The sequence below is a fragment of the Arcobacter sp. AHV-9/2010 genome (assembly GCF_004116575.1).
GTDB classification, from domain to species: Bacteria; Campylobacterota; Campylobacteria; order Campylobacterales; family Arcobacteraceae; genus Aliarcobacter; species Aliarcobacter skirrowii.
Genome location: NZ_PDKH01000001.1, coordinates 434,669 through 454,657, shown reverse-complemented (window position 1 = coordinate 454,657; position 19,989 = coordinate 434,669). Strand labels below are relative to the sequence as shown.

23 protein-coding genes are annotated in these 19,989 nt (G+C 28.0%); 16 read left to right on the top strand and 7 right to left on the bottom strand.

Features of this window, described 5'->3' with window-relative positions; translation table 11 throughout:
- Window positions 1–7: 7 nt before the first annotated feature.
- The 7 genes from ccoO to CRU94_RS02370 all read left to right on the top strand — a co-directional run bounded on the left by ccoO (window position 8) and on the right by CRU94_RS02370 (window position 5,672).
- A complete protein-coding gene (gene ccoO, locus CRU94_RS02400) occupies window positions 8–673 on the top strand; it encodes a cytochrome-c oxidase, cbb3-type subunit II (RefSeq protein WP_129105227.1) in 666 nt (221 codons plus the stop codon).
- A 10-nt stretch (window positions 674–683) separates the two neighbouring features.
- On the top strand, window positions 684–911 hold the full coding sequence (locus tag CRU94_RS02395) for a CcoQ/FixQ family Cbb3-type cytochrome c oxidase assembly chaperone (protein ID WP_129105226.1): 228 nt from the start codon (window positions 684–686) through the stop codon (window positions 909–911).
- A gap of 1 nt (window position 912) precedes the next feature.
- On the top strand, window positions 913–1,806 hold the full coding sequence (locus CRU94_RS02390) for a c-type cytochrome (RefSeq protein WP_129105225.1): 894 nt from the start codon (window positions 913–915) through the stop codon (window positions 1,804–1,806).
- On the top strand, window positions 1,806–2,048 hold the full coding sequence (locus tag CRU94_RS02385) for a DUF4006 family protein (RefSeq protein WP_066409579.1): 243 nt from the start codon (window positions 1,806–1,808) through the stop codon (window positions 2,046–2,048). Before CRU94_RS02390 ends, CRU94_RS02385 begins: the two co-directional genes overlap by 1 nt.
- A 103-nt stretch (window positions 2,049–2,151) precedes the next feature.
- Complete coding sequence (locus CRU94_RS02380) at window positions 2,152–2,778, top strand: hypothetical protein (RefSeq protein WP_129105224.1); 627 nt, start codon at window positions 2,152–2,154, stop codon at window positions 2,776–2,778.
- 1 nt (window position 2,779) lies between these two features.
- A complete protein-coding gene (locus CRU94_RS02375; RefSeq protein ID WP_129105223.1) occupies window positions 2,780–3,340 on the top strand; it encodes a hypothetical protein in 561 nt (186 codons plus the stop codon).
- A complete protein-coding gene (locus CRU94_RS02370; protein ID WP_129105222.1) occupies window positions 3,330–5,672 on the top strand; it encodes a PD-(D/E)XK nuclease family protein in 2,343 nt (780 codons plus the stop codon). Before CRU94_RS02375 ends, CRU94_RS02370 begins: the two co-directional genes overlap by 11 nt.
- A 9-nt stretch (window positions 5,673–5,681) precedes the next feature.
- Here the strand turns inward: CRU94_RS02370 and CRU94_RS02365 are convergent, their stop codons facing one another.
- The 7 genes from CRU94_RS02365 to plsY all read right to left on the bottom strand — a co-directional run bounded on the left by CRU94_RS02365 (window position 5,682) and on the right by plsY (window position 10,572).
- Window positions 5,682–6,128 carry a GNAT family N-acetyltransferase gene (locus CRU94_RS02365; protein WP_129105221.1) on the bottom strand — a complete coding sequence of 149 codons (447 nt, stop codon included), beginning with the start codon at window positions 6,126–6,128 and terminating at the stop codon, window positions 5,682–5,684.
- A 10-nt stretch (window positions 6,129–6,138) separates the two neighbouring features.
- The gene (locus tag CRU94_RS02360) at window positions 6,139–7,119 is read right to left on the bottom strand and encodes a DUF2156 domain-containing protein (RefSeq protein WP_129105220.1); all 981 of its coding nucleotides are present in this window, start codon (window positions 7,117–7,119) and stop codon (window positions 6,139–6,141) included.
- Between the two features lie 135 nt (window positions 7,120–7,254).
- Window positions 7,255–7,845 (bottom strand): outer membrane beta-barrel protein, encoded by a 591-nt coding sequence (locus tag CRU94_RS02355; protein WP_129105219.1) that lies wholly within the window; start codon window positions 7,843–7,845, stop codon window positions 7,255–7,257.
- A gap of 66 nt (window positions 7,846–7,911) precedes the next feature.
- Window positions 7,912–9,009, bottom strand: coding sequence for a peptide chain release factor 2 (prfB, locus tag CRU94_RS02350; RefSeq protein WP_129105218.1), 1,098 nt, complete (start codon window positions 9,007–9,009; stop codon window positions 7,912–7,914).
- A gap of 22 nt (window positions 9,010–9,031) precedes the next feature.
- On the bottom strand, window positions 9,032–9,628 hold the full coding sequence (locus CRU94_RS02345; RefSeq protein ID WP_129105217.1) for a hypothetical protein: 597 nt from the start codon (window positions 9,626–9,628) through the stop codon (window positions 9,032–9,034).
- A gap of 12 nt (window positions 9,629–9,640) precedes the next feature.
- Window positions 9,641–9,952, bottom strand: a complete 312-nt coding sequence (locus CRU94_RS02340) for a dihydroneopterin aldolase (protein ID WP_129105216.1) — start codon at window positions 9,950–9,952, stop codon at window positions 9,641–9,643.
- Window positions 9,949–10,572, bottom strand: coding sequence for a glycerol-3-phosphate 1-O-acyltransferase PlsY (gene plsY / locus CRU94_RS02335; protein ID WP_129105215.1), 624 nt, complete (start codon window positions 10,570–10,572; stop codon window positions 9,949–9,951). Before plsY ends, CRU94_RS02340 begins: the two co-directional genes overlap by 4 nt.
- Window positions 10,573–10,663: 91 nt before the next feature.
- On the opposite strand from plsY, the gene nadA reads away from it, so the two are divergent.
- The 9 genes from nadA to infB are packed head-to-tail and all read left to right on the top strand — an operon-like array spanning window position 10,664 to window position 19,989.
- Window positions 10,664–11,653 carry a quinolinate synthase NadA gene (gene nadA / locus CRU94_RS02330; RefSeq protein ID WP_129105214.1) on the top strand — a complete coding sequence of 330 codons (990 nt, stop codon included), beginning with the start codon at window positions 10,664–10,666 and terminating at the stop codon, window positions 11,651–11,653.
- Window positions 11,650–12,471 carry a carboxylating nicotinate-nucleotide diphosphorylase gene (nadC, locus tag CRU94_RS02325; protein ID WP_129105213.1) on the top strand — a complete coding sequence of 274 codons (822 nt, stop codon included), beginning with the start codon at window positions 11,650–11,652 and terminating at the stop codon, window positions 12,469–12,471. The genes nadA and nadC overlap by 4 nt, the downstream gene beginning before the upstream one ends.
- Before the next feature lie 6 nt (window positions 12,472–12,477).
- Complete coding sequence (locus CRU94_RS02320; protein WP_129105212.1) at window positions 12,478–13,464, top strand: DHH family phosphoesterase; 987 nt, start codon at window positions 12,478–12,480, stop codon at window positions 13,462–13,464.
- Window positions 13,457–14,836 (top strand): M23 family metallopeptidase, encoded by a 1,380-nt coding sequence (locus CRU94_RS02315; RefSeq protein WP_129105211.1) that lies wholly within the window; start codon window positions 13,457–13,459, stop codon window positions 14,834–14,836. The genes CRU94_RS02320 and CRU94_RS02315 overlap by 8 nt, the downstream gene beginning before the upstream one ends.
- Complete coding sequence (gene lpxC, locus CRU94_RS02310; protein ID WP_129105210.1) at window positions 14,833–15,738, top strand: UDP-3-O-acyl-N-acetylglucosamine deacetylase; 906 nt, start codon at window positions 14,833–14,835, stop codon at window positions 15,736–15,738. The genes CRU94_RS02315 and lpxC overlap by 4 nt, the downstream gene beginning before the upstream one ends.
- A gap of 8 nt (window positions 15,739–15,746) precedes the next feature.
- Window positions 15,747–16,199, top strand: a complete 453-nt coding sequence (locus CRU94_RS02305) for a hypothetical protein (RefSeq protein ID WP_129105209.1) — start codon at window positions 15,747–15,749, stop codon at window positions 16,197–16,199.
- An 11-nt stretch (window positions 16,200–16,210) separates the two neighbouring features.
- Window positions 16,211–17,092, top strand: a complete 882-nt coding sequence (gene thrB / locus CRU94_RS02300) for a homoserine kinase (RefSeq protein WP_129105208.1) — start codon at window positions 16,211–16,213, stop codon at window positions 17,090–17,092.
- 34 nt (window positions 17,093–17,126) lie between these two features.
- A complete protein-coding gene (locus CRU94_RS09795; RefSeq protein ID WP_129105207.1) occupies window positions 17,127–17,402 on the top strand; it encodes a DUF448 domain-containing protein in 276 nt (91 codons plus the stop codon).
- The gene (infB, locus tag CRU94_RS02290) at window positions 17,392–19,989 is read left to right on the top strand and encodes a translation initiation factor IF-2 (RefSeq protein WP_129105206.1); all 2,598 of its coding nucleotides are present in this window, start codon (window positions 17,392–17,394) and stop codon (window positions 19,987–19,989) included. Before CRU94_RS09795 ends, infB begins: the two co-directional genes overlap by 11 nt.

Genomic DNA, 19,989 nt, shown 5'->3' with positions numbered 1-19,989 from the left:
AGAAAAAATGTTTCATTGGTTTGAACAAAGACCGTTTTTCTTTGCGGTACTAGTATTTATATTTATTTCATTTGCAGGTATTATTGAAGTAATTCCAGATTTTGCAAAACAAAGTAGACCAACAGTTGGTACAAAACCTTACTCTGTATTGGAACTTGCAGGAAGACATGTATATATTAAAGATTCATGTAATGCTTGTCACTCACAGTTAATTAGACCATTTAAATCAGAAACTGATAGATATGGTATGTACTCTTTAAGTGGTGAGTATGCTTATGATAGACCATTTTTATGGGGATCAAAAAGAACTGGACCAGATTTAATGAGAGTTGGAAACTATAGAACAACTGATTGGCATGAAAATCATATGTGGGATCCAGTAGCTGTTGTTCCTGGAAGTATTATGCCAGCATATAAACATCAATTTGATAATATAGCTGATATAGAGACTGCATATGCAGAAGCTGTAACAATTAAAAAAGTGTTTAACACACCATATGATCAAGATGGTATGCCAAAACTTGGAACTTGGGAAGAAGCTAAAAAAGCTGCTTTAGCTGAGGCACAAGAGATAGCAAACTCAATGAGAAATGAAAAAGTTAAACAAGCTGTTGCAAATGGTGAAGTTCCTGAAATAGTTGCATTAATTGCATATTTAAATTCTTTAAAATAAAAGGCTTAAGATGGATTATGAAACACTAGTAAATTTACAAGGTTATGTTAAATTCTTTCTTATCTTAATAGTATTTGTACTATTTTACTCTTATGCTTTCTCTATTTATAGAAGAGATAGAAAAGGGGAAAGAGATTTTGAGAAGTATTCTAAACTTGTACATGATGACTCAAGTGTTTCAGAACCTCTTGAAAAAAGAGAAGAGAAAGAAAAAGTTATAGGTAATAAGGAGAAATAAGATGAAATCTATGGTTATAGGTGGAATAATTCTTATCATCGCATTAATGGCAGGAACTTACTTTGTTGCAGGTGACGCTTTTAATACAGATGATTATATCAATGCTTTAACATTTTTAGGGGCAGCTGCTATTATTACAATTAGTACATTTGTTGTTCTAAAATATGTTAATCAGATGAAAAATGACAGAGCAGGTGGTGATCTTGCTGATGAGAATTGGGATGGAATTGGTGAGTATAAAAACCCTGTTCCAACAGGTTGGGCACTAGCATTTATTGGAACAATTCTTTGGATGTTTTGGTATTTCACAATTGGTTATCCAATTAATGGGTTCTCTCAAATTGGTCAATGGAATGAAGAGACAAATGCATATAATGCAAAGTTTGAACAAAAATGGGTAAATCCAAATGAATCAACTTTAAATGCAATGGGTCAATCAATTTTTCTAGTACAATGTGCTCCTTGTCATGGAGTTGATGCAGAGGGAATTGATGGAAAAGCTCAAGATTTAACAAAAAGAATGAGTAAAGATCAAATTGTTTATGTAATTAAAAATGGTGCAAACAATTTAACAGAAGCTTTCCCAGGTGGAATGCCTCCTATGATGCTACAAGATGAAAAAGATATATCTGATGTAGCTGAATATGTTGCAAATGGATTTAAAGGTGAAGCTCCAGATGCTTACGCAACTTGTGCTACTTGTCACGGTGATAACGGAGAAGGTATGCCATTTGTAGGTCCAAATATTAAATCTTATGATGATGGTATTGTACTTGCTGTATTAAAACAAGGTAAAAAAGGTCTTCTAGGAGAGATGCCTCATTTTAATGGAAGATTAAATGAGACTCAAGAGAGAGCTTTAGCTTCATATATTAGAAGTATAGGAGATAAATAATGGCAAATAATACACAAATGAATGAAAATGAGAGAGGAATCTTTAAACTAAATGGTATTTCTGGAATGTTAATAGCTGTTGTTTTATTACTAACTATTTTAGCTGTTTTAGTTACAAATGCTGTTTTAGTTCAACAAAGAGAGGCTACAAACTATTACTCTATAAACCAAGATTTACAAGGTTTAAAAGCAAATAGTCCTGAAAACCATAAGCATTACCAATTAATTGGTAATGAGAAATAAGGAGTAGAGTATGGAGAAAATTATAGGTGTTTTACTTTTAGTTGCTGCTGTTATGACTGCATACTATGCATTTTTTGATGCTGCAAAAGTATATGTTGGTTAAATGAAAAGATTAAATTCTCTAAAAGTAGGGGTGATTTTATCACTTCTACTTTTTTTATATACAAATGGTTTTGCTCAAAACTTCATATTAAATAGTGATTTAATTGATATTAGGGCAAAAGAGAAGATTTTACAAATGGGTAATGAGGTAAAATCAAAAATAGGTGTAAATATCTATTTGGATTCAAAAGTTGATTTAAATATTGATCCAAAACTTCCTACAAAAGATAGATTAGAGCTTATTAAAAAATATGAAGATAATATTTTAAAAAATTTAGAACAACCTTATGTTTTATTAACAATTGCAATGGAACAGATGCATGTTAACTTATATTTTAGTGATAGTTTAAAAAATATAATAGATAAAGATGATATTTTAAATGGTTATGTAGTACCACTTTTAGCCTCAAAAGATAAAAACACATTAGCTTCAAAAGTTAGTGCTGCTACATTAAATGGATATGCGGCAATTGCAGATACATTAGCTGAGTCACAAAAAATAAAACTTGAAAGTAGTATTGGTAGTGAAGGAAAAGTATCAAGTACTATTTGGAGAGTATTTATCTATTTCTTAGTTATATCAGGTTTGTTAGCATATACTTATGCAGTTTTAAGAAAGAGAAAATAATATGAAAAAAAGAAATTATTGGCCTTTATTTTTTATTGGAATTTTTAGCTTTACTCTTATAATGATAGTTTGGACTATTTCTAAAGCGGTACAAGCGCCCGTTATAGATGATAAAAGCTTTATAAATAAGTATCAATATGTTGATGAGAATTATAACTCTATTATGGAATCAAATATGAGATTTTTAAATAAATATACTCTAAATTTTGATTTAAATGGAACTATATTTCCACTTACAACAGATGATATAAAGTTTGGTCAAAGAGTTTTAGAAAAATTTTCAAACCATAAAAATATTTTGAAAATAGGTGAAAATAGCTTAAAAGTTGAGATTTTTGATAATAAATCAAATGAAAAAAAAGTAGCTAATATTGATCTTTTGGTTACAAAAACAATGTCAGATGAGAGTGATATTGAGTTGAAAAATGATAATTTTAAAGAGACAAATAGAGTATATGAGACAAATTTTAATTTAAAAGAAGAGGCTAACTGGATAATAACAGGTAAGTTTGAAGTTGAAAATGAAATAGGTTATATACTTATAAAGACAAATGCACGATAAAAAAACATTATATGTTTTTCCTACAAGTAGAGCGATAAGAGAGTTTATCTTTGGTTTTAAAGCTAAAGATACTCTTCTTCCTTCAGCAATTACAATTGATGAACTTTTAAAAAAATCTATAAATTTAAATAGCAAAAAGTATGAATCAAAAGAGCAAAGAGTAATATTTTTAAATGAAGCTATAAAAAATGTGGATTTAAACAAGCTTGGTTTCTCAAAAAATTTTTCACAATTTTTGAAACAAAGTGATTATATATATAGATTTTTTTTAGAGTTAAGTAGCGAAAATAGAACAATAGATGATATTAAAAGAGTTGATACATATATGTTTTATAATGAACATCTTGAAATTTTAGATGAAATTTTAAAAAATTATTTAACAATTTTAGAAAGAAATAGCTGTGTAAATAAGATAAATTTAAATAAAAACTACACAATAAATAGTAAATTTTTAAGTAGATTTGAGAAAATAATAATTAAATTTGAAGGATATTTCACAAAGCAAGAGTTTGAAATTATCTCAAAAATCTCAGATTTTATTGATTTAGAAATAGAGTTTTATAAAAATATTTATAATAATAAATCTATAGAGATATTTAACAATTTTAATTTTGAATTCAAAGATGATTATAGATATTTAATAAATTTATCAAAAAAAGAGGTAATAAGTGAAAATAGAGTTGATAAAAACAACAATATAAATATCAAAGGATTTTCAAATAGATTAAGCCAAGTTGCTTTTATAAAATCAACTATTGTTAATTTAGTAAATTGTGGAGTTGATGCTTCTAATATTGCTGTTGTATTACCAAATGAAGATTTTGCTAAAACATTAAAGTTAAATGATAAAGAAGAGTATTTCAACTTTGCAATGGGAAATGATATTTTAAATAAAAATTTGTACCAAAAAGCGTATGTTGTATCAAACTATATAAATGAGGATGATATTAAAAACATAAAGAGTTTAGAGTTTTTTCAAATAGATAAAAAAATTATTGACGATAATATTAAAAAAGTGTGGAATGATAGATTAAATATTGATAATTTTAAATTTATAACTAACTTTATAAAAGAGAGTGAAACAGACAAAGAGTTAATAGAGAAATATGATGAGATGATATATTTTTTAGAATCTCTATTTTTTACAAGCGATACTTTTTTAAGAATTAAAGATGCTTATAAAATATTTTTACAAAATTTAGCAAATATTAAATTAGATGATATAAATTCTGGGAAAATAACAGTTATGGGACTTTTAGAAACCAGAGCAATAAATTTTGATGCAGTTATAATTTGTGATTTTAATGAAGAGTTTATTCCAAAAATATCAATAAAAGATAAGTTTTTATCTTCAAAAATAAAAAAATTAGCCTCTTTGCCTACAACAAAAGATAGAGAAAATCTTCAAAGATACTATTATAAAAGATTAGTTGAAAATTCAAAAGAGGTTTTTATATCTTATGTGAATTCAAAAGATAGCTCAATATCAAGATTTGCATATGAACTTTTTGCTTACAAGCAAGATAAACTATTTGATACAGAGTACAAAGATATTTTATATACAAATAAAAAGCTTGAACATAGTAGTGAAAATATAGTTCAAAATATAGATTTAAAACAATTTACTTGGTCTGCTAGTGCCTTAAAATCATATTTAGAGTGTAAAAGAAAGTGGTATTTAAACTATATTTTAAAAATAAAAGAGCATACAATATCCAATCTACCAAAGAGTTTTGAGCTTGGAAATATTGTCCATAAAATTTTAGAAGAGTATTATAAAAATAGTAATACAAATATTGATGATTTGTTTATAAAATATAGAGCAAATAATCCATTTTTAACACTAGATTTAGAGATTTACAAACAAAAAGTTAAATCTTTTATAGAGTTTGATAAAAAAAGATTAGAAAATAGAGAGATTGTAGAGTTAGAGAAGAGTTTTGTTGTTGATTTTAATGATTTCAAAATTACAGGAGTAATTGATAGAGTTGATAGATATAAAGATAGTTATGAAGTAATTGATTATAAAACTTCAAGAAGTTTAAAAGTTGATACAGAAAAGAACTATGAAAAAAGTTTTGATTTTCAATTGGAGTTCTATTTTTTAGCTATTAAAACTCTATATGAACCACAGCAAATAAGAGCTTTTTATTATGATATTTACGAAAATTTATTAAAAGAGGAGATTGCTTTAGAGCCAAAGTTGGAACTTTTAAAAACTATTTTTGATGATTTTAAAAATCAAAGTAAATCACAAATAGATTTTTCTAAAACAGAAGATAGCTCAAGGTGTGAATTTTGTCCTTATAAAACTATCTGTAATAAAGATTAGTTAAAAAAGCTATTTAAGCTTTTTTAACATTCTAACAGCGCTACAACCATCTGGATAGTAGTTTAAAATTGTTTTCCACTCACAATATTTAAAACCTTTATATCTTCTTCTAAGAGCTTTATTATCCTCTCTAACTTCTAAAATAACAGTTTCAAAACTATTCTCTAAAGCATAATTTTCAATAGCATCAAAAAGTGCTTTAGCAGCAGCTGTTCCTTGATACTCTTTTAAAACAGCCAAAGAGTTAAACCAAATATGTTTTTTATTTATAATTACACCTAAAGAGTAACCAACGATTTTAGAATCTTCAATCCAAGTAAAAACAGTAGTGCTTTTTTTATTTAAAAGTTTAGAAAACTCTTCAAAACTTAGTTTAAAATAGATGCTACCTTCAAACATAGAGTTCTCAATAAACATAAGTTGTTCTATATCATTTTTTGATGCAATACTTAACATTTTTTTAGCCTTATTTTTGATAAATTGTATATTTTGGAACTAGCTTATCAGGTCTATATGACATTTTTACTTTTTTTAAATTCTCAAATCCCATATCATCACCAACATTTATATAAGTACTATTATACTCATCTTTTAAAAGTTTTGAAAACTCCCTAAATATAAATTGAGCACAACCTAAAACTTCAAAATCAGTCTTCTCTAAAATTACACTTGATGTGTGATCATTTATCTTCTCACCAACTGTAAAACCTTTTAACTCATCATCAATAAAAATAACAATTCCAACAATATCCAATTTATCATATTCGTTTAGAATCTTTTTAATTGCAAATCTCTCAAAATAGATACCATCCATAAAAATCTCAACTTCCTCTTTTGGCATATATTTTGTTCTATCACTAACCCACTTATTAAATAGATTTAAAATTAAAGTAGAGTGAACTTTTGTATCAAGAGTCTCAATTCTATAGTTTGGATAAGCTTTTTTAAACTTATTTATCTCATTTCTTTTTGATTTATAAGAATCACCTTTTAGCTCAATTAAATCATCAATTTTATAAATATAATCTACTAATTTTTTCTCAATTAAAAAGTCTTCTAAAGCTTCAAAGATTAATGTACCCTCTTCAAGATGATTTACAAATCCTTCTAGCATCTCTTCGTGAACATACTCAATTTTTGAGTAGTATTTGTTGCTATTATTTGCATTCATAATCTCAAAGCATTTAAAAATTGCTTTATGAACACTCTCTTTTTTACCCAAAGGTGGAAGAAGCATAGATAACTCTCCACCACTTAAAACAAAAAAGCAAAAAGTATCTTCTAAAATGCAGTAAAAACCGCTAGAAGAGCTTAACCAAATATAGTTTTGTGCAAATGTATAGTCGCTTAAATCGACATTTATCTCTTTTAAATATTTATTCATTTGATCTTTTGCTTTAATATCAAATGGAATTAGTGGTACACTGTTTATTGTCAAAGTTGACAAGATTTACTCCTTTATAATTTTGCGAATTATACTACTATTTTAAGGTTTTGCAGTTGATAAAATAAGAAAAAATGAATTTTGTATAAAGTGCCATTTTTAGGCACTTTATGAAGGTATTTTTGTGAAAAATTTAGATTAGAATTTGAAATTTAGACCAATGTATGGTTTAATACTATTTTGAGTAGGTTTATACTCATAAGTAGAAGTTATATCTTCAAATTTTTCCCATTTTTTATAGTTGTAATCTATTCCTATATAAAAAGATAAATTATCAGTTGTTTTTAAATCAATACCAGCTCCAAGAGTTAAAGATAGAGCAGATATATCACTTTCTTTAGTTAAGTTATTATCTAATTTAATATTTGCGATACCAACTCCTAGCTTTGCAAAAGGGTATAAATTATTTACTACCTTTTCTTTTTTAATCCACTCAAGACCAAACTCTTTTTGTTTTTGATCTTTTGTAACAAGTTTTAAATCATCATTGCTATATTTTGTATTTTCATAATAAATTTGAAGATAGTTATTGTCACCTAATCCTTGTCCTATTACAAATTTATATGCATTAGCATTATCTGAAAATTTTTCTTTTCCACCACTATTATCTTCTATTTGAAATTGTGTTACAGCTACGCCATATTGTAAGCCTAAATAATTTTTTGTATCTGCAATAGAATTCGTTAAAATCATAGAAGATAAAACTCCTAAAAATAATAATTTCTTCATTTTATTCCTTTGTAATAAATTTATTTAAAAATTATATTATCTAAAAATAGATATTTCTTCAAATTTTTAGTTTGTATTTGTAGCTATTAAAACATCTTCCATAATTTTTGTAATATCACCATCCAAAATTGCATCTACATTTGAATAACCAATGTTACTTCTACTATCTTTTACTTGTTGATATGGTTGTAAAACATAAGATCTAATTTGATGTCCCCAACCAATTTCACTCTTATCACCACTATTTTTACTATCTCTTTGTTTTTCAAGCTCAAGTTCATATAGTTTTGATTTTAGCATTTTAAATGCACTATCTTTATTTTTATGTTGAGATCTATCATTTTGACACTGAACAACAATTCCAGATGGAATATGAGTAATTCTAATAGCACTCTCTGTTTTATTTACATGCTGACCTCCAGCACCACTGGCTCTGTATGTATCAATTCTAATATCTTTATCTTCAATTACAATATCAATATTATCATCAATTTCAGGACTTACCATTACAGATGTAAAAGATGTGTGTCTTTTTGCATTTGAATCAAATGGAGAGATTCGCACAAGTCTGTGAATTCCATTTTCAGTCTTCATATATCCATAAGCATTTTCACCTCGTATTATGAAACTCACATCTTTAATTCCAGCCTCATCACCAGCTTGATAATCTAAGATTTCAACTTTAAAATCATTTCTTTCAGCCCATCTTAAATACATTCTATACAATATACTTGCCCAATCTTGAGACTCTGTTCCACCAGCTCCTGGATGAATTGTCACAATAGCATTTAGTGCATCATCTGGATTTGAAAGCATTACAGATATTTCAGTTGATTTAATTAAATCTTCTAAATCACTAGCCTCTTCATATAAAAGCTGTAGTGTATCTTCATCTTTCTCACTATACGCCATTTCATAAAGCTCATTTGTACCATTTAAAGAGTCATAAGCTTTATTAAATTTATTTAATTTTCCTAAAATTCTATTTTTCTCTATTCCAATTTTTGTTGCATTTTCAACATCATTCCAAAAATCTTGACTAGCCTCAAGCTCAACTATCTCTTTTAATCTAGCATTTAACTCATTAGGTTTTAAAATACCTTTTATATTACTTAGTTTTGTATTTAGTAATTTTAGTAATTCTGAATATTCGTACGCATCCATATATGCTTAATCCTTATTTTAATTAGTTAATTGAATCTAAATATTTTTTAATATCTTTTACAGTTTTATCATTTAAATTATTTATATGAAAACTTGAATATACCGAACTTGATTTATTTCCAACTCCATGAACATACTCTTTATAACCAGCTAACATATCATCTTCGCTAAGTTTATTTAGTCTTGAACCACCAATATAGCTCTCACCTTTTTCTCCATGACAGTTTTGACATTTTGAGATATATATAGTTTTTGCATCTTCAACTCTAACTTTTGCTTCTTGCTCTTTTTTTAAATCCTCTTGCTCTTTTTGTTTTGCTAAAACTGAAGCACTAATAGCATCTAAATCCATTTGAGCAATATTTTGATCAGAGTTACTGTTTTGTTGCTCTTTTTTAAATATATAAATATAGTTATTTCCATCTATTTTTATATCAGAAACAATATAACCCATTTTTTTCATATCATTAACTGAATGTTTCCCAGCACACTCTCCACCATCAAGTGCAACTGTCTCAATTGTTGATAAAGATTTATGATTCTCTTTAAAACACATTGTTGTACTTGCAGATGAAACAGTAGCTAAGAGCGATATAGCCAATAAAACTTTTTTTTTCATAATAATTCCTTTTTAAATAGATAGACTAACAATACAATCTTTCATAATTGTAGGTTTAGTAATTTTTAGTTTAAGATTAAAAATATCATAATTTTCATTTAAAATTTGTTTTAAATCTTCTAAAGCATCTTCAAGTAAAAAATATTTCATCTGTTTTACTCTATTTTTGATAAGTTTAGAGACTTCAGCATAATCTATAAACTCACCATTTTTAAACTCATACTCAAAAGATAGATTAATTATAACTTTCTGTTTTTTTACTCTCTCAAAATCAAGTACTCCAATAATTGTTTTGAAAGTAAGATTCTCAATCTCTATTTTCATACAACTTTTTTCTCTTCACCTTTTATAAGTCTAATAATATTTGGGATATGTTTATAAAAAACTATAAAAGCTATTAAATACATTGGTACATTTGATCCAACATTTAAACCATCATATATGAAATTTGCACTTACTAAAACAGCTACTAATGCAATTAAAGAAGATAAAGATGATATTTTTAAAACTTTTGCACAAAATGCCCAAACAATAGCACCAATAATAGTAGCATATGGAATTAAAACTATATAAGCACCAAGTCCTGTTGCTACACCTTTACCACCTTCAAATCCTAAAAATATTGAGTAGCAGTGACCTAAAACTCCTAGAACTGCAATCATCCATAGTGTCTCTTGGCTTACATTAAAGCTAATAGCAATTAAAAGAGTAATAGTAACTTTAATTGCATCTAAAATAACTGTTGCAAGACCAAGTTTTTTTGCCAACTTTGGATCTTTCTCTTTTACAACTCTTAAAACATTTGTAGCTCCAATACTTTTACTTCCAGACTCTTTTATATTAACACCTGCAAAAATTTTTGCCAAAATAAGACCAAAAGGAATAGAACCAAATAAATAGGCTAATATATAGAAAATTATATTTTGATTTGTCAGAAAATCCATCAAATACCTTTGTTGTTTTTTAAAATTAAATGAGATTATAACTAAATTTTTGATATATTCCCACTTAATAAAAATTTAGAAGGTACTACTATTGAATTTAAAAGAAGAGATTTTAAAACTAAAAAAAGAGTTAGATGTTACTGTTGTAGCCCATTTTTACCAAAGAGATGAAGTTTTTGAATTAGCTGATATTACAGGTGATAGTTTAGAACTTGCTAAAAAAGTGATGGATACTAAAACAAAATATGTAGTGTTTTGTGGTGTTGGTTTTATGGGAGAGAGTGTAAAAATAATGAGTCCCGAAAAAAGAGTTCTAATGCCAAGAGTTGCTTGTTGTGCAATGGCAAGAATGATAGATGAGGGTTATTTTGAAGAGAATTTAAAAGTAATAAATGAAGCTGGTATTCCAAATGAAAATATTCTACCAATTACATATATAAACTCAAGTGCAAGAGTAAAAGCAAGAGTTGGAATGATGGGTGGAATGGTTTGTACATCATCAAATGCTTACAAAATTATAGAAAAAGGTTTAAAATCTGGTAAAAAAATATTTTTTGTTCCAGATCGTTGTTTGGGACAAAATTTTGCAAAAAGTTTAAATCTTAAATCAGCAGTTGTTGGAGATGGAACTAATTTAAAAGATGCAGATATTATCTGTTACAATGGATTTTGTAGCGTTCATCAACAATTTAATGTTGATGATATAGATTTTTATAGAGCTAAATATCCAGGTATTTTGGTTGCAGTTCATCCTGAGTGTGATCCAAAAGTTTGTGAAAAAGCTGATTTTATTGGATCAACTTCACAATTAATAACATATATAAAAAATTTACCAATTGAGCAAAAGGTTGTTGTTGGAACAGAGTTTAATATGGTTAATCGTTTAAGAGAGAAAAATACATATATTTTAAGTTCAACAAAACCAGAGTGTCCTACTATGAATGAGACAACTTTAGAGCATCTATATGCAACTTTAAAATCTATAAAAGATAATAAAATATCTCCACTAACAGAGATAACAGTAGATGAAGATACTATAAAATGGGCAAAACTAGCTCTACAAAGGATGTTTGAGATATGATAAATATAAAAAGATTTGTAAAACATGCAATCAATGAGGATAATGGAAGAGGAGATTTGTTTTATGATATTGCTCCTGAAGGTAAATTTACAGCAAAAATAATTTCAAAAAGTGAAGGTATTTTAGCAGGTGTTAAGTATGCAGAGATTTTGGCTCAAACAGAAAAAATAAAGATAAATTTTTTAAAAAAAGATGGAGACAAAATACTTGCAGGTGATATTTTAGCAACACTTGAAGGAAGAGCTGCAAAACTTCTATCATGTGAGAGAACACTTTTAAATATGCTTCAACACGCAAGTGGAATTGCAACAATGGCACATAGATATGCAAAAAAACTTGAAGGTTACAAAGTTGTTTTACTTGATACTAGAAAAACAAGACCACATTTAAGAGATTTTGAAAAGTACGCTTCAAGAGTTGGAGGAGCAATAAATCATAGACTTGGGCTTGATGATTGTTTGATGTTAAAAGATACTCACTTAAGAACTATTGATGACCTTTGTGAGTTTGTAAAAATAGCTAGAAAAAGAATCTCTTGGGTTACAAAAATAGAGATAGAGTGTGAAACAATGGAGCAAGTTATTAAAGCTATGAGTGCAGGTGCTGATATTATTATGTGTGATAATATGACTTTAGATCAAATAAGAGAAGTTGTAATGTTTAAAGATAGCTCATACCCTCATGTTTTAATTGAAGCTAGTGGAAATATAAATCTTGATACTATTTGTGATTATGCAAAAACAGGTGTTGATGCTGTTAGTAGTGGAAGTATAATTCATCAAGCAACTTGGCTTGATTTTTCAATGAGAGTTGATTAATAAATTATGAAAAAAGATTTTACTTCCAAAAATCAAGTTGATACAAATTTATATCAAGAGGCTTTAGAGTTAATAAAAAATAGTAGATATATTTTATTAATAACTCACATAAACCCAGATCCAGACTCTATTGGATCAGCTTTAGCTATTTCAAACCTTTTATATGAAAATAGGATAAAACACAAGGTTTTTAATATTAGCTCTGATTTGCCACAAAACTTAGATTTTTTAAGTAGATTTGAAAAAATAACAGATATTTTGCCACCATTTTATGATTTAGCTATAAGTTTTGATTGTGGAACATACAAACGGCTTGGATTTGAAGTTCCAAAAGATATACCTTTGATAAATTTTGATCACCACGCTTCAAATGAAAATTTTGGAGCTATAAACATAGTAGATCCATACAAAAGTAGTACAGCTGAACTTGTATTTGAGTTTTTTAAATACAATGGTTTAAATATATCAAAAAACAGTGCTATTGCATTATATAGTGGTATTTATGATGATACTTTAGCTTTTTCTCTTCCAAGATGTGATGAGAAAACATTTAAAAAAATAAACTTTTTAGTTGAGTGTGGAGCCAATCCTTCATTTATTGCAAGTAAGCTTTTACGAAGAGACTCTTTGGCAAAATATAGGATTATTCCAAAAGTTTTAGATAGTTTAGAGCTTCACCAAAGTGGAGAAATAGCAACTATTTATGCTCTTGGTGAGTGGTTTAAACAAACAGGAGCTCATAGTAGAGATTGTGAAGATGCTCTTGATATGGTTATGAGTATGAGTATTGTAAAAATAGCTCTTTTTATTAGATATATAAATGGAAGTTGTAGAGTCTCTTTAAGAAGCAAAGGTGATATTGATGTATCAAAAATAGCAAAGATTTTTGATGGAGGGGGTCATTTTAACGCCTCTGGATGCACAATACAGATTAGTGATGTAGTTGAAGTAAAAAATTTAGTGTTAAAGGAAGTAAAGAAGATTTATGCGTAAAAAAAGTTATTCAAATATTATAATTATTGTTGTTTTATTAGCTATTGTAGGTTTAGGTTCATATATTTTTTTATTAGGTAAAAGTAGACCAGATATATATTTTCAATTAGAGACAAATGAAGAGAAAATTTACTGGAATCTTAAAAAAGAGTTAGCTGTTGATATAGTTAGCAAAAGAAAAATTGCAAATTTTAAAGCAGTTTTAAAAGATGGTGAAAATTCAATAGAGCTTGATAGTAAAATTTTAAAAGAGGATTTAGATTCACAAGTTCATACATATTTGATTTTTCCACCAAAAACAAATAATTTAAATTTATCATCAAATTTAATTTTAGAAGTTACTGCAATGGATGATAATAAAATCAACCATTTATTAAAAGAGGAGTCAACAAAAAGTGTTGATATTGTTATAGATAGAACATATCCAAAAATAGAAGTTTTATCAAACTCTTACTCTATAAAACAAGGTGGAAGCGCTGTTGTTGTTGCAAAAATCGAAGATATTAATTTAAAAGATTATTATGTAACTTTTAATGACGATGTTATATTTGAACTATTTCCATTTGAAAAAGAGGGTTATTTTGTATCAATTGTAACTTGGCCAATTGATTTAAAAGAGTTTAAAGGATTCAATATTGTAAGTATGGATAAGGCTGGAAATAAAACAATACAAAGAGTTCCTTACTATATTCAATCTTATGAGCCAAAAATTGATAAACTAAAGATTAGTGATTCATTTATATATAGTGTCTCTAAAAATGTTTTAGAGATGAGTAATTTGCAAGTTCCAAATAGTGCTGAAGAGATTTTTATAAAAACAAATAGAGAGCTAAGAGAAAATAATTTAAAAACAATTAGAAATGTTGTAATAGAGAACTTTAATCAAGAGCCAGTTTTATTTGATATAAAACCATTTTTAAGAATGAAAGGTGCAAAAACTTTTGCAAGATTTGGAGAGAGAAGACACTACTATTATAATGATGTAAAAATAGATGAGGCTTGGCATTTAGGAATAGATTGGGCTAGTGTAAAACATGCAAATATTTATACATCAAATAGTGGAAGAGTAATATTCAAAGATTATTTAGGTATTTATGGAGAGAGCATAATAATTGATCATGGATTAGGTTTATCATCTCTATATGCACATACAAGTAGTCAAAAAGTTGAAGTTGGTGATATGGTTGAAGCTGGAACATATATAGCAAATACAGGTTCAACTGGTGCAGTTTTTGGGGATCATTTACACTTTGGAATATTAATACAAGGAATAGAAGCAAATCCTAGTGAGTGGTTAGATGCTAAGTGGATTGATGAAAATATTGTAAATATAATATATAATGCGAAAGATATTATAAAGGGCATAGAATGAAACAAAGAACTTTACAAAAAAGTGTAGAGATAGTTGGAATTGGCTTACACAAAGCAGTTCCAGTAAAAATGAGGCTAGAGCCACTTCCTTCAAATAGTGGAATTATAATTTATAGAAGTGATGCAGGCGTTACAATACCTCTTAAAAAAGAGTTTGTTGTAGATACAAAAATGGCAACTGTTTTAGGAAAAGATGGAGTTATAGTTTCAACAATTGAGCATCTTTTAAGTGCAATATATGCTTATGGAATAGATAATTTAAGAATTGTTTTAGATAATGATGAGATACCAATTTTAGATGGTAGTGCATCTGGATATTGTATGTTAATAGATGAAGCTGGAATTAAAGAGCAAGATCAACCAAAAAAAGCAATTAAAATTAAAAAAGAGGTTGTTGTTGAGACTCCTGATGGAAAGAGAGTAGCTTTAAAGCCATCAAATAAAATAGTTTATGATTTTAAAATAAAATTTGATCATCCAGCAATAGGAACTCAAAATTACCACTTTGATTACTCAATAGAAGAGTATAAAGAGAGTATTGCAAAAGCAAGAACATTTGGATTTTTGCATGAAGTTCAATATTTAAGAAGTATAGGACTTGCTCTTGGTGGGAGTATGGAAAATGCAATAGTTTTGGATGAAACTAAAATATTAAATCCAGAAGGTCTTAGATATGAAAATGAGTTTGTAAGACATAAGATTTTAGATGCAATTGGTGATATGGCACTTTTGGAGTACACAATGATTGGTGAGTATGAAGCAGTTGCTGGAAGTCATCATCTAAATCATCTTTTAACAAAAAAATTATACGAAAATAAAGAGAATTATGAAATAATTGATTTAGAAGAGGCAAAAGAGGAGGCAAATGCCTTTGAATTGGCCTATGCTAAAGAGTTGAATTAGAGTTAGATTTGTTAGAAGCTTTAGTTATAACTATATCAAATCCACTTTTAGTTGGAGTATATGAAAATAAAAAATTGATTAAGGAATATAGATTAGATGGTCTTACATCTGATTTGCTTCCAATAAAATTTAAAGAGATATTTGAAGAGTTTGATATAAAAAGAGTATCTTATGTAAATACACCTGGTTCTTTTATGTCAATTAAAATTGCTTATATATTTCTAAAAACTATTACAATGATAAAAAACATAGAGTTTTGTGCAATTGATGGATTTAAATTTAATGAAAATAGTCCAATAAAAGCTTTAGGAAAAAAATATTTTATAAATACAAAAGATGGTCTTAAAGTAGATTTTTTAGAAAAAGGTTGTAAAATCTCGGATTTTAAATTACCAAATGGTTTAGAAACTTTGGAGTTTTCTAAAGATACTCTTCCAATATATAATTTACCAGCGGTTTAAAAGGAGAATATTTGAGAGTAAGTGTACCAGCAACTAGTGCAAATTTAGGGCCAGGATTTGATTGTTTAGGATTAGCAGTAAATCTTAAAAATCAAGTTATTATAAAACCATCAAAATTTCACAGTGTTTCACTAAAAGGTGAGGGTGCTAATAACCCTGTTTTAAAAGATAACAACATGTTTATCTCTATTTTTAATGATTTTTATAACAATTTAACTTCAAGAAAGAGACACTTTAGATTTGAATTTTTTAATGAAATTCCACTATCAAGAGGTTTAGGAAGTTCATCAGCTGTTATAGTATCTGCAATTGCAAGTGCTTATGCAATTGAGGGAATAAAACTTGAAAAAGATAAATTATTGAATTTAGCACTTGCTTATGAAAATCATCCAGATAATATAACTCCAGCTGTAATGGGTGGCTTTTGTGTTGCAAGTGTTCAAGAGAATGAAGTTAAATATATAAATAAATCTATGCCAAAAACTTTAAAAGCTATTGTTGTAATACCAAATAGAGCAATTTCAACTCAATTATCAAGAAAGACTCTTCCATATAAATACTCAAAAGAGGATGCAATTTTTAATATTTCACACTCATCACTTCTAACAGCCTCTTTTATGAGTGAAAACTGGGATATGTTAAAGTATGCATCTCAAGATATGTTTCATCAAAAATATAGAATGAAACATATGCCAGAGCTTTTTGAAGTTCAAAAAATAGCACTTTTAAATGGTGCTTTAATGAGTACACTTTCAGGTTCAGGCTCTACAATGTTAAGCATCTGTTTAAATGAAGATAGCAATAAATTAACTACTGTTTTAAGAGAGAAGTTTCCTCATTTTAAAGTTCTAAGTGTAGATTTTGATAATGTTGGAGTTAGAGTTGAACTTTAAAAAATCATATTTTAAGAAAAATTGGATATAATGTTTGGCTAATTTGAAAAAAATCTTAAGAACTTGTATTTTTTGTAGATCAAAAATAGAACAAAAAGAGCTTTTGAGATTTGTATATCAAAACGGTAGTTTGCTATATTATAATAAATTTGGCAGAAGCTTTTATCTGTGTAAACCTTGCACAATAAAGCTAAAAGATGATCTTAGTATAAAAGATAGTAAAAGATTAGAAAAAGTGCTCCAAAAAGAGTGCAAAGATAAAGAAAACCATGTTAAACAACTTAAGGAGATTTTATTAGATGTCAGATAAAGTAAAAGTTTTTGAAATTGCTGAAGAGGCTGGATCAACAAGCGCTGAGGTAATGCAAAAAGCAAAAGAGTTAGGGATAGAGTTAAAAACAGCTCAGGCTGCTGTATCTTTTGAAGATGCAGAAGAGATTATGCAATATATTCTTACAGGAAAAAGTTCTAAGATTAAAAAACCTATAGAAAAACCAAAAAAAATTGAAAATAAAGTAGAAGAGTCTAAAGAGGAAAAAATTGAGCCTATAAAAGAAGAGACTACAATAAAAAAAGTTATAAAAAAAGATTTAGATATTCCTGTTGATGATAAAGAAGTTGAAGCATCTACTGTAAAAGTTGTCCCAAAAAGAAAAGGTCTTGTAATTATTAAGAAAAAAAGAGATACTGAGATTGATAATAAAGCTCCACAAAAAGAGAGTATTATTCAAAAAAAATCTCAAAAATCTTTAAGTGAGATATTTAGTGATGATAGTGGAAATAAAAACTTTGAAAATCAAAATAGTAAAAAAGCCGATATTGTATCTTCAAAAGTAAAAAAAGAGAAGAAAAAAACTCCTATAAAAGCTCAAGAACATGGTAAAAAAATCGAAGTTTTAAGTGATGATAAAGAGTTTAAAAGTAGTGATGACTCTTTATTAGGAGAAGAGGTTGTTTTATTTGATATGGATTTATCTGATACTTACAAAATTTTTGATGAACCAAAGCCAGTTAATAGTGCAAATCATTCAAGAAGTTCAAAACCAGCTGCTTTTGGAAATGCACCAACAGGGCTTAAAAGAGGAAAAAGAAAAAAAAGAGTTGTAAGAGTTCAAGAGAAAGCTGAAATTACATCAATTACTATTCCTGAGGATATTAGAGTTTATGAGTTTGCTGAAGCTTGTGGAAAATCTCCAGCTGAGGTTATAAAAGTTCTATTTAGTCTTGGAATGATGGTTACAAAGAATGACTTTTTAAAACAAGATGAGTTAGAAATCTTAGGTGAAGAGTTTGGAATTGAAGTAACTGTAAAAGATGCTTTAGAAGATGTAAATTATGAAGAGAGTTATGATGAATTAGAAGTTGATACAAGCTCTTTTGTAACAAGACCTCCTGTTGTTACAATTATGGGGCATGTTGATCATGGTAAAACTTCACTTTTAGATAAAATTAGAAGTTCAAAAGTGGCTAGCGGTGAAGCTGGTGGAATTACGCAACATATAGCATCTTATACAATTACAAAAAATGGTCAAAAAATTACATTTGTTGATACTCCAGGTCACGAAGCATTTAGTGCAATGAGAACTAGAGGGGCAAATGTTACAGATATTATAATCATAGTTGTTGCAGCTGATGATGGAGTTAAAGCACAAACAGAAGAGGTTATATCACACGCAAAAGCTAGTGGTTGCCCAATAATTGTTGCTATGAATAAAATGGATAAAGAGAGTGCTAATCCAGATATGGTAAAAGCACAAATGGCTGAAAAAAGCCTAACGCCTGTTGATTGGGGTGGAGATATTGAGTTTATTGGAGTATCTGCAAGAACAGGTGATGGAATTGAGGATTTGCTTGAGAATATTTTAATTCAAGCTGAACTTTTAGAGTTAAAAGCTGATCCAACAGCAAAAGCAAAAGCTACAGTAATTGAATCCTCTTTAGAAAAAGGTAGAGGTCCAGTTGCTAATGTTATAGTTCAAAATGGTACTTTAAGAGTTGGAGACAATATTGTTTGTGACACAACATTTGGTAGAGTAAAGGCTATTACAAATGATATGGGAGAGCTTGTAAAAGAGTTAGGACTTAGTGAAACAGGAACAGTTTTAGGACTTAATGATGTTCCAGGTACAGGTTCTAGTATGGTTGCAATGGATAGTGAAAAAGAGGTTAGAGAAATTGCAATGACAAGAGCAGAACATGCTAGATTAAAAGAGTTATCAAAATCTACAAAAGTTTCACTTGAAGAGATGAGTGGGTTAATTGCAGAAGGTAAGATAAAACAACTTCCAGTTATTATTAAAGCTGATGTTGGTGGAACTTTAGAGGCTATTAAAGGCTCTTTAGAAAAAATTGCTAATGATGAAGTTAAAGTAAAAGTTGTTCACTCTGCTGTTGGTGGAATTACTGAATCTGATATTGTTTTAGCAAGTGCTAGTGAAGGTTGTATAATTTTAGGATTTAATGTAAGACCTACAGGTGCAGTTAAAGCAAAAGCAAAAACTGATGGTGTTGATATTAAAACTTACTCAATTATTTATGATTTACTTGATGATGTAAAAGATGCACTATCTGGAATGATGAGTGCAGTTATTAGAGAAGAAAATACTGGACAAGCAGAGGTTAGAGATACATTTGTTGTTCCAAAAATTGGAACTGTTGCTGGATGTATGGTAACAGATGGTAAAGTAATCAGAGGTGGTCATGCTAGAATTATTAGAGATGGAGTTGTTACATATACTGGAAAAATATCATCATTAAAACGATTTAAAGATGATGTTAAAGAGGTAGCAAATGGATTTGAGTGTGGAATTATGTTTGAAAAATTTAATGATATAAAAGTTGGAGATTTTATTGAGACATTTATTCAAATTGAAGAGAAAGTTTCTATAGACAACTAA

Excerpts from the sequence above, each read along its gene's own strand:
- plsY (WP_129105215.1), bottom strand. The coding sequence starts at position 10,572 with ATGGATTTTCTGACAAATCAAAATATAATTTTCTATATATTAGCCTAT.
- CRU94_RS02355 (WP_129105219.1), bottom strand. The coding sequence starts at position 7,845 with ATGAAGAAATTATTATTTTTAGGAGTTTTATCTTCTATGATTTTAACG.
- nadC (WP_129105213.1), top strand. The coding sequence starts at position 11,650 with ATGATAAATATAAAAAGATTTGTAAAACATGCAATCAATGAGGATAAT.
- CRU94_RS02385 (WP_066409579.1), top strand. The coding sequence starts at position 1,806 with ATGGCAAATAATACACAAATGAATGAAAATGAGAGAGGAATCTTTAAA.
- CRU94_RS02395 (WP_129105226.1), top strand. The coding sequence starts at position 684 with ATGGATTATGAAACACTAGTAAATTTACAAGGTTATGTTAAATTCTTT.
- CRU94_RS02345 (WP_129105217.1), bottom strand. The coding sequence starts at position 9,628 with ATGAAAAAAAAAGTTTTATTGGCTATATCGCTCTTAGCTACTGTTTCA.
- CRU94_RS02320 (WP_129105212.1), top strand. The coding sequence starts at position 12,478 with ATGAAAAAAGATTTTACTTCCAAAAATCAAGTTGATACAAATTTATAT.
- prfB (WP_129105218.1), bottom strand. The coding sequence starts at position 9,009 with ATGGATGCGTACGAATATTCAGAATTACTAAAATTACTAAATACAAAA.
- CRU94_RS02375 (WP_129105223.1), top strand. The coding sequence starts at position 2,780 with ATGAAAAAAAGAAATTATTGGCCTTTATTTTTTATTGGAATTTTTAGC.
- CRU94_RS02370 (WP_129105222.1), top strand. The coding sequence starts at position 3,330 with ATGCACGATAAAAAAACATTATATGTTTTTCCTACAAGTAGAGCGATA.
- CRU94_RS02315 (WP_129105211.1), top strand. The coding sequence starts at position 13,457 with ATGCGTAAAAAAAGTTATTCAAATATTATAATTATTGTTGTTTTATTA.
- ccoO (WP_129105227.1), top strand. The coding sequence starts at position 8 with ATGTTTCATTGGTTTGAACAAAGACCGTTTTTCTTTGCGGTACTAGTA.
- lpxC (WP_129105210.1), top strand. The coding sequence starts at position 14,833 with ATGAAACAAAGAACTTTACAAAAAAGTGTAGAGATAGTTGGAATTGGC.
- CRU94_RS02380 (WP_129105224.1), top strand. The coding sequence starts at position 2,152 with ATGAAAAGATTAAATTCTCTAAAAGTAGGGGTGATTTTATCACTTCTA.
- CRU94_RS02365 (WP_129105221.1), bottom strand. The coding sequence starts at position 6,128 with ATGTTAAGTATTGCATCAAAAAATGATATAGAACAACTTATGTTTATT.
- infB (WP_129105206.1), top strand. The coding sequence starts at position 17,392 with ATGTCAGATAAAGTAAAAGTTTTTGAAATTGCTGAAGAGGCTGGATCA.
- CRU94_RS02340 (WP_129105216.1), bottom strand. The coding sequence starts at position 9,952 with ATGAAAATAGAGATTGAGAATCTTACTTTCAAAACAATTATTGGAGTA.
- CRU94_RS02390 (WP_129105225.1), top strand. The coding sequence starts at position 913 with ATGAAATCTATGGTTATAGGTGGAATAATTCTTATCATCGCATTAATG.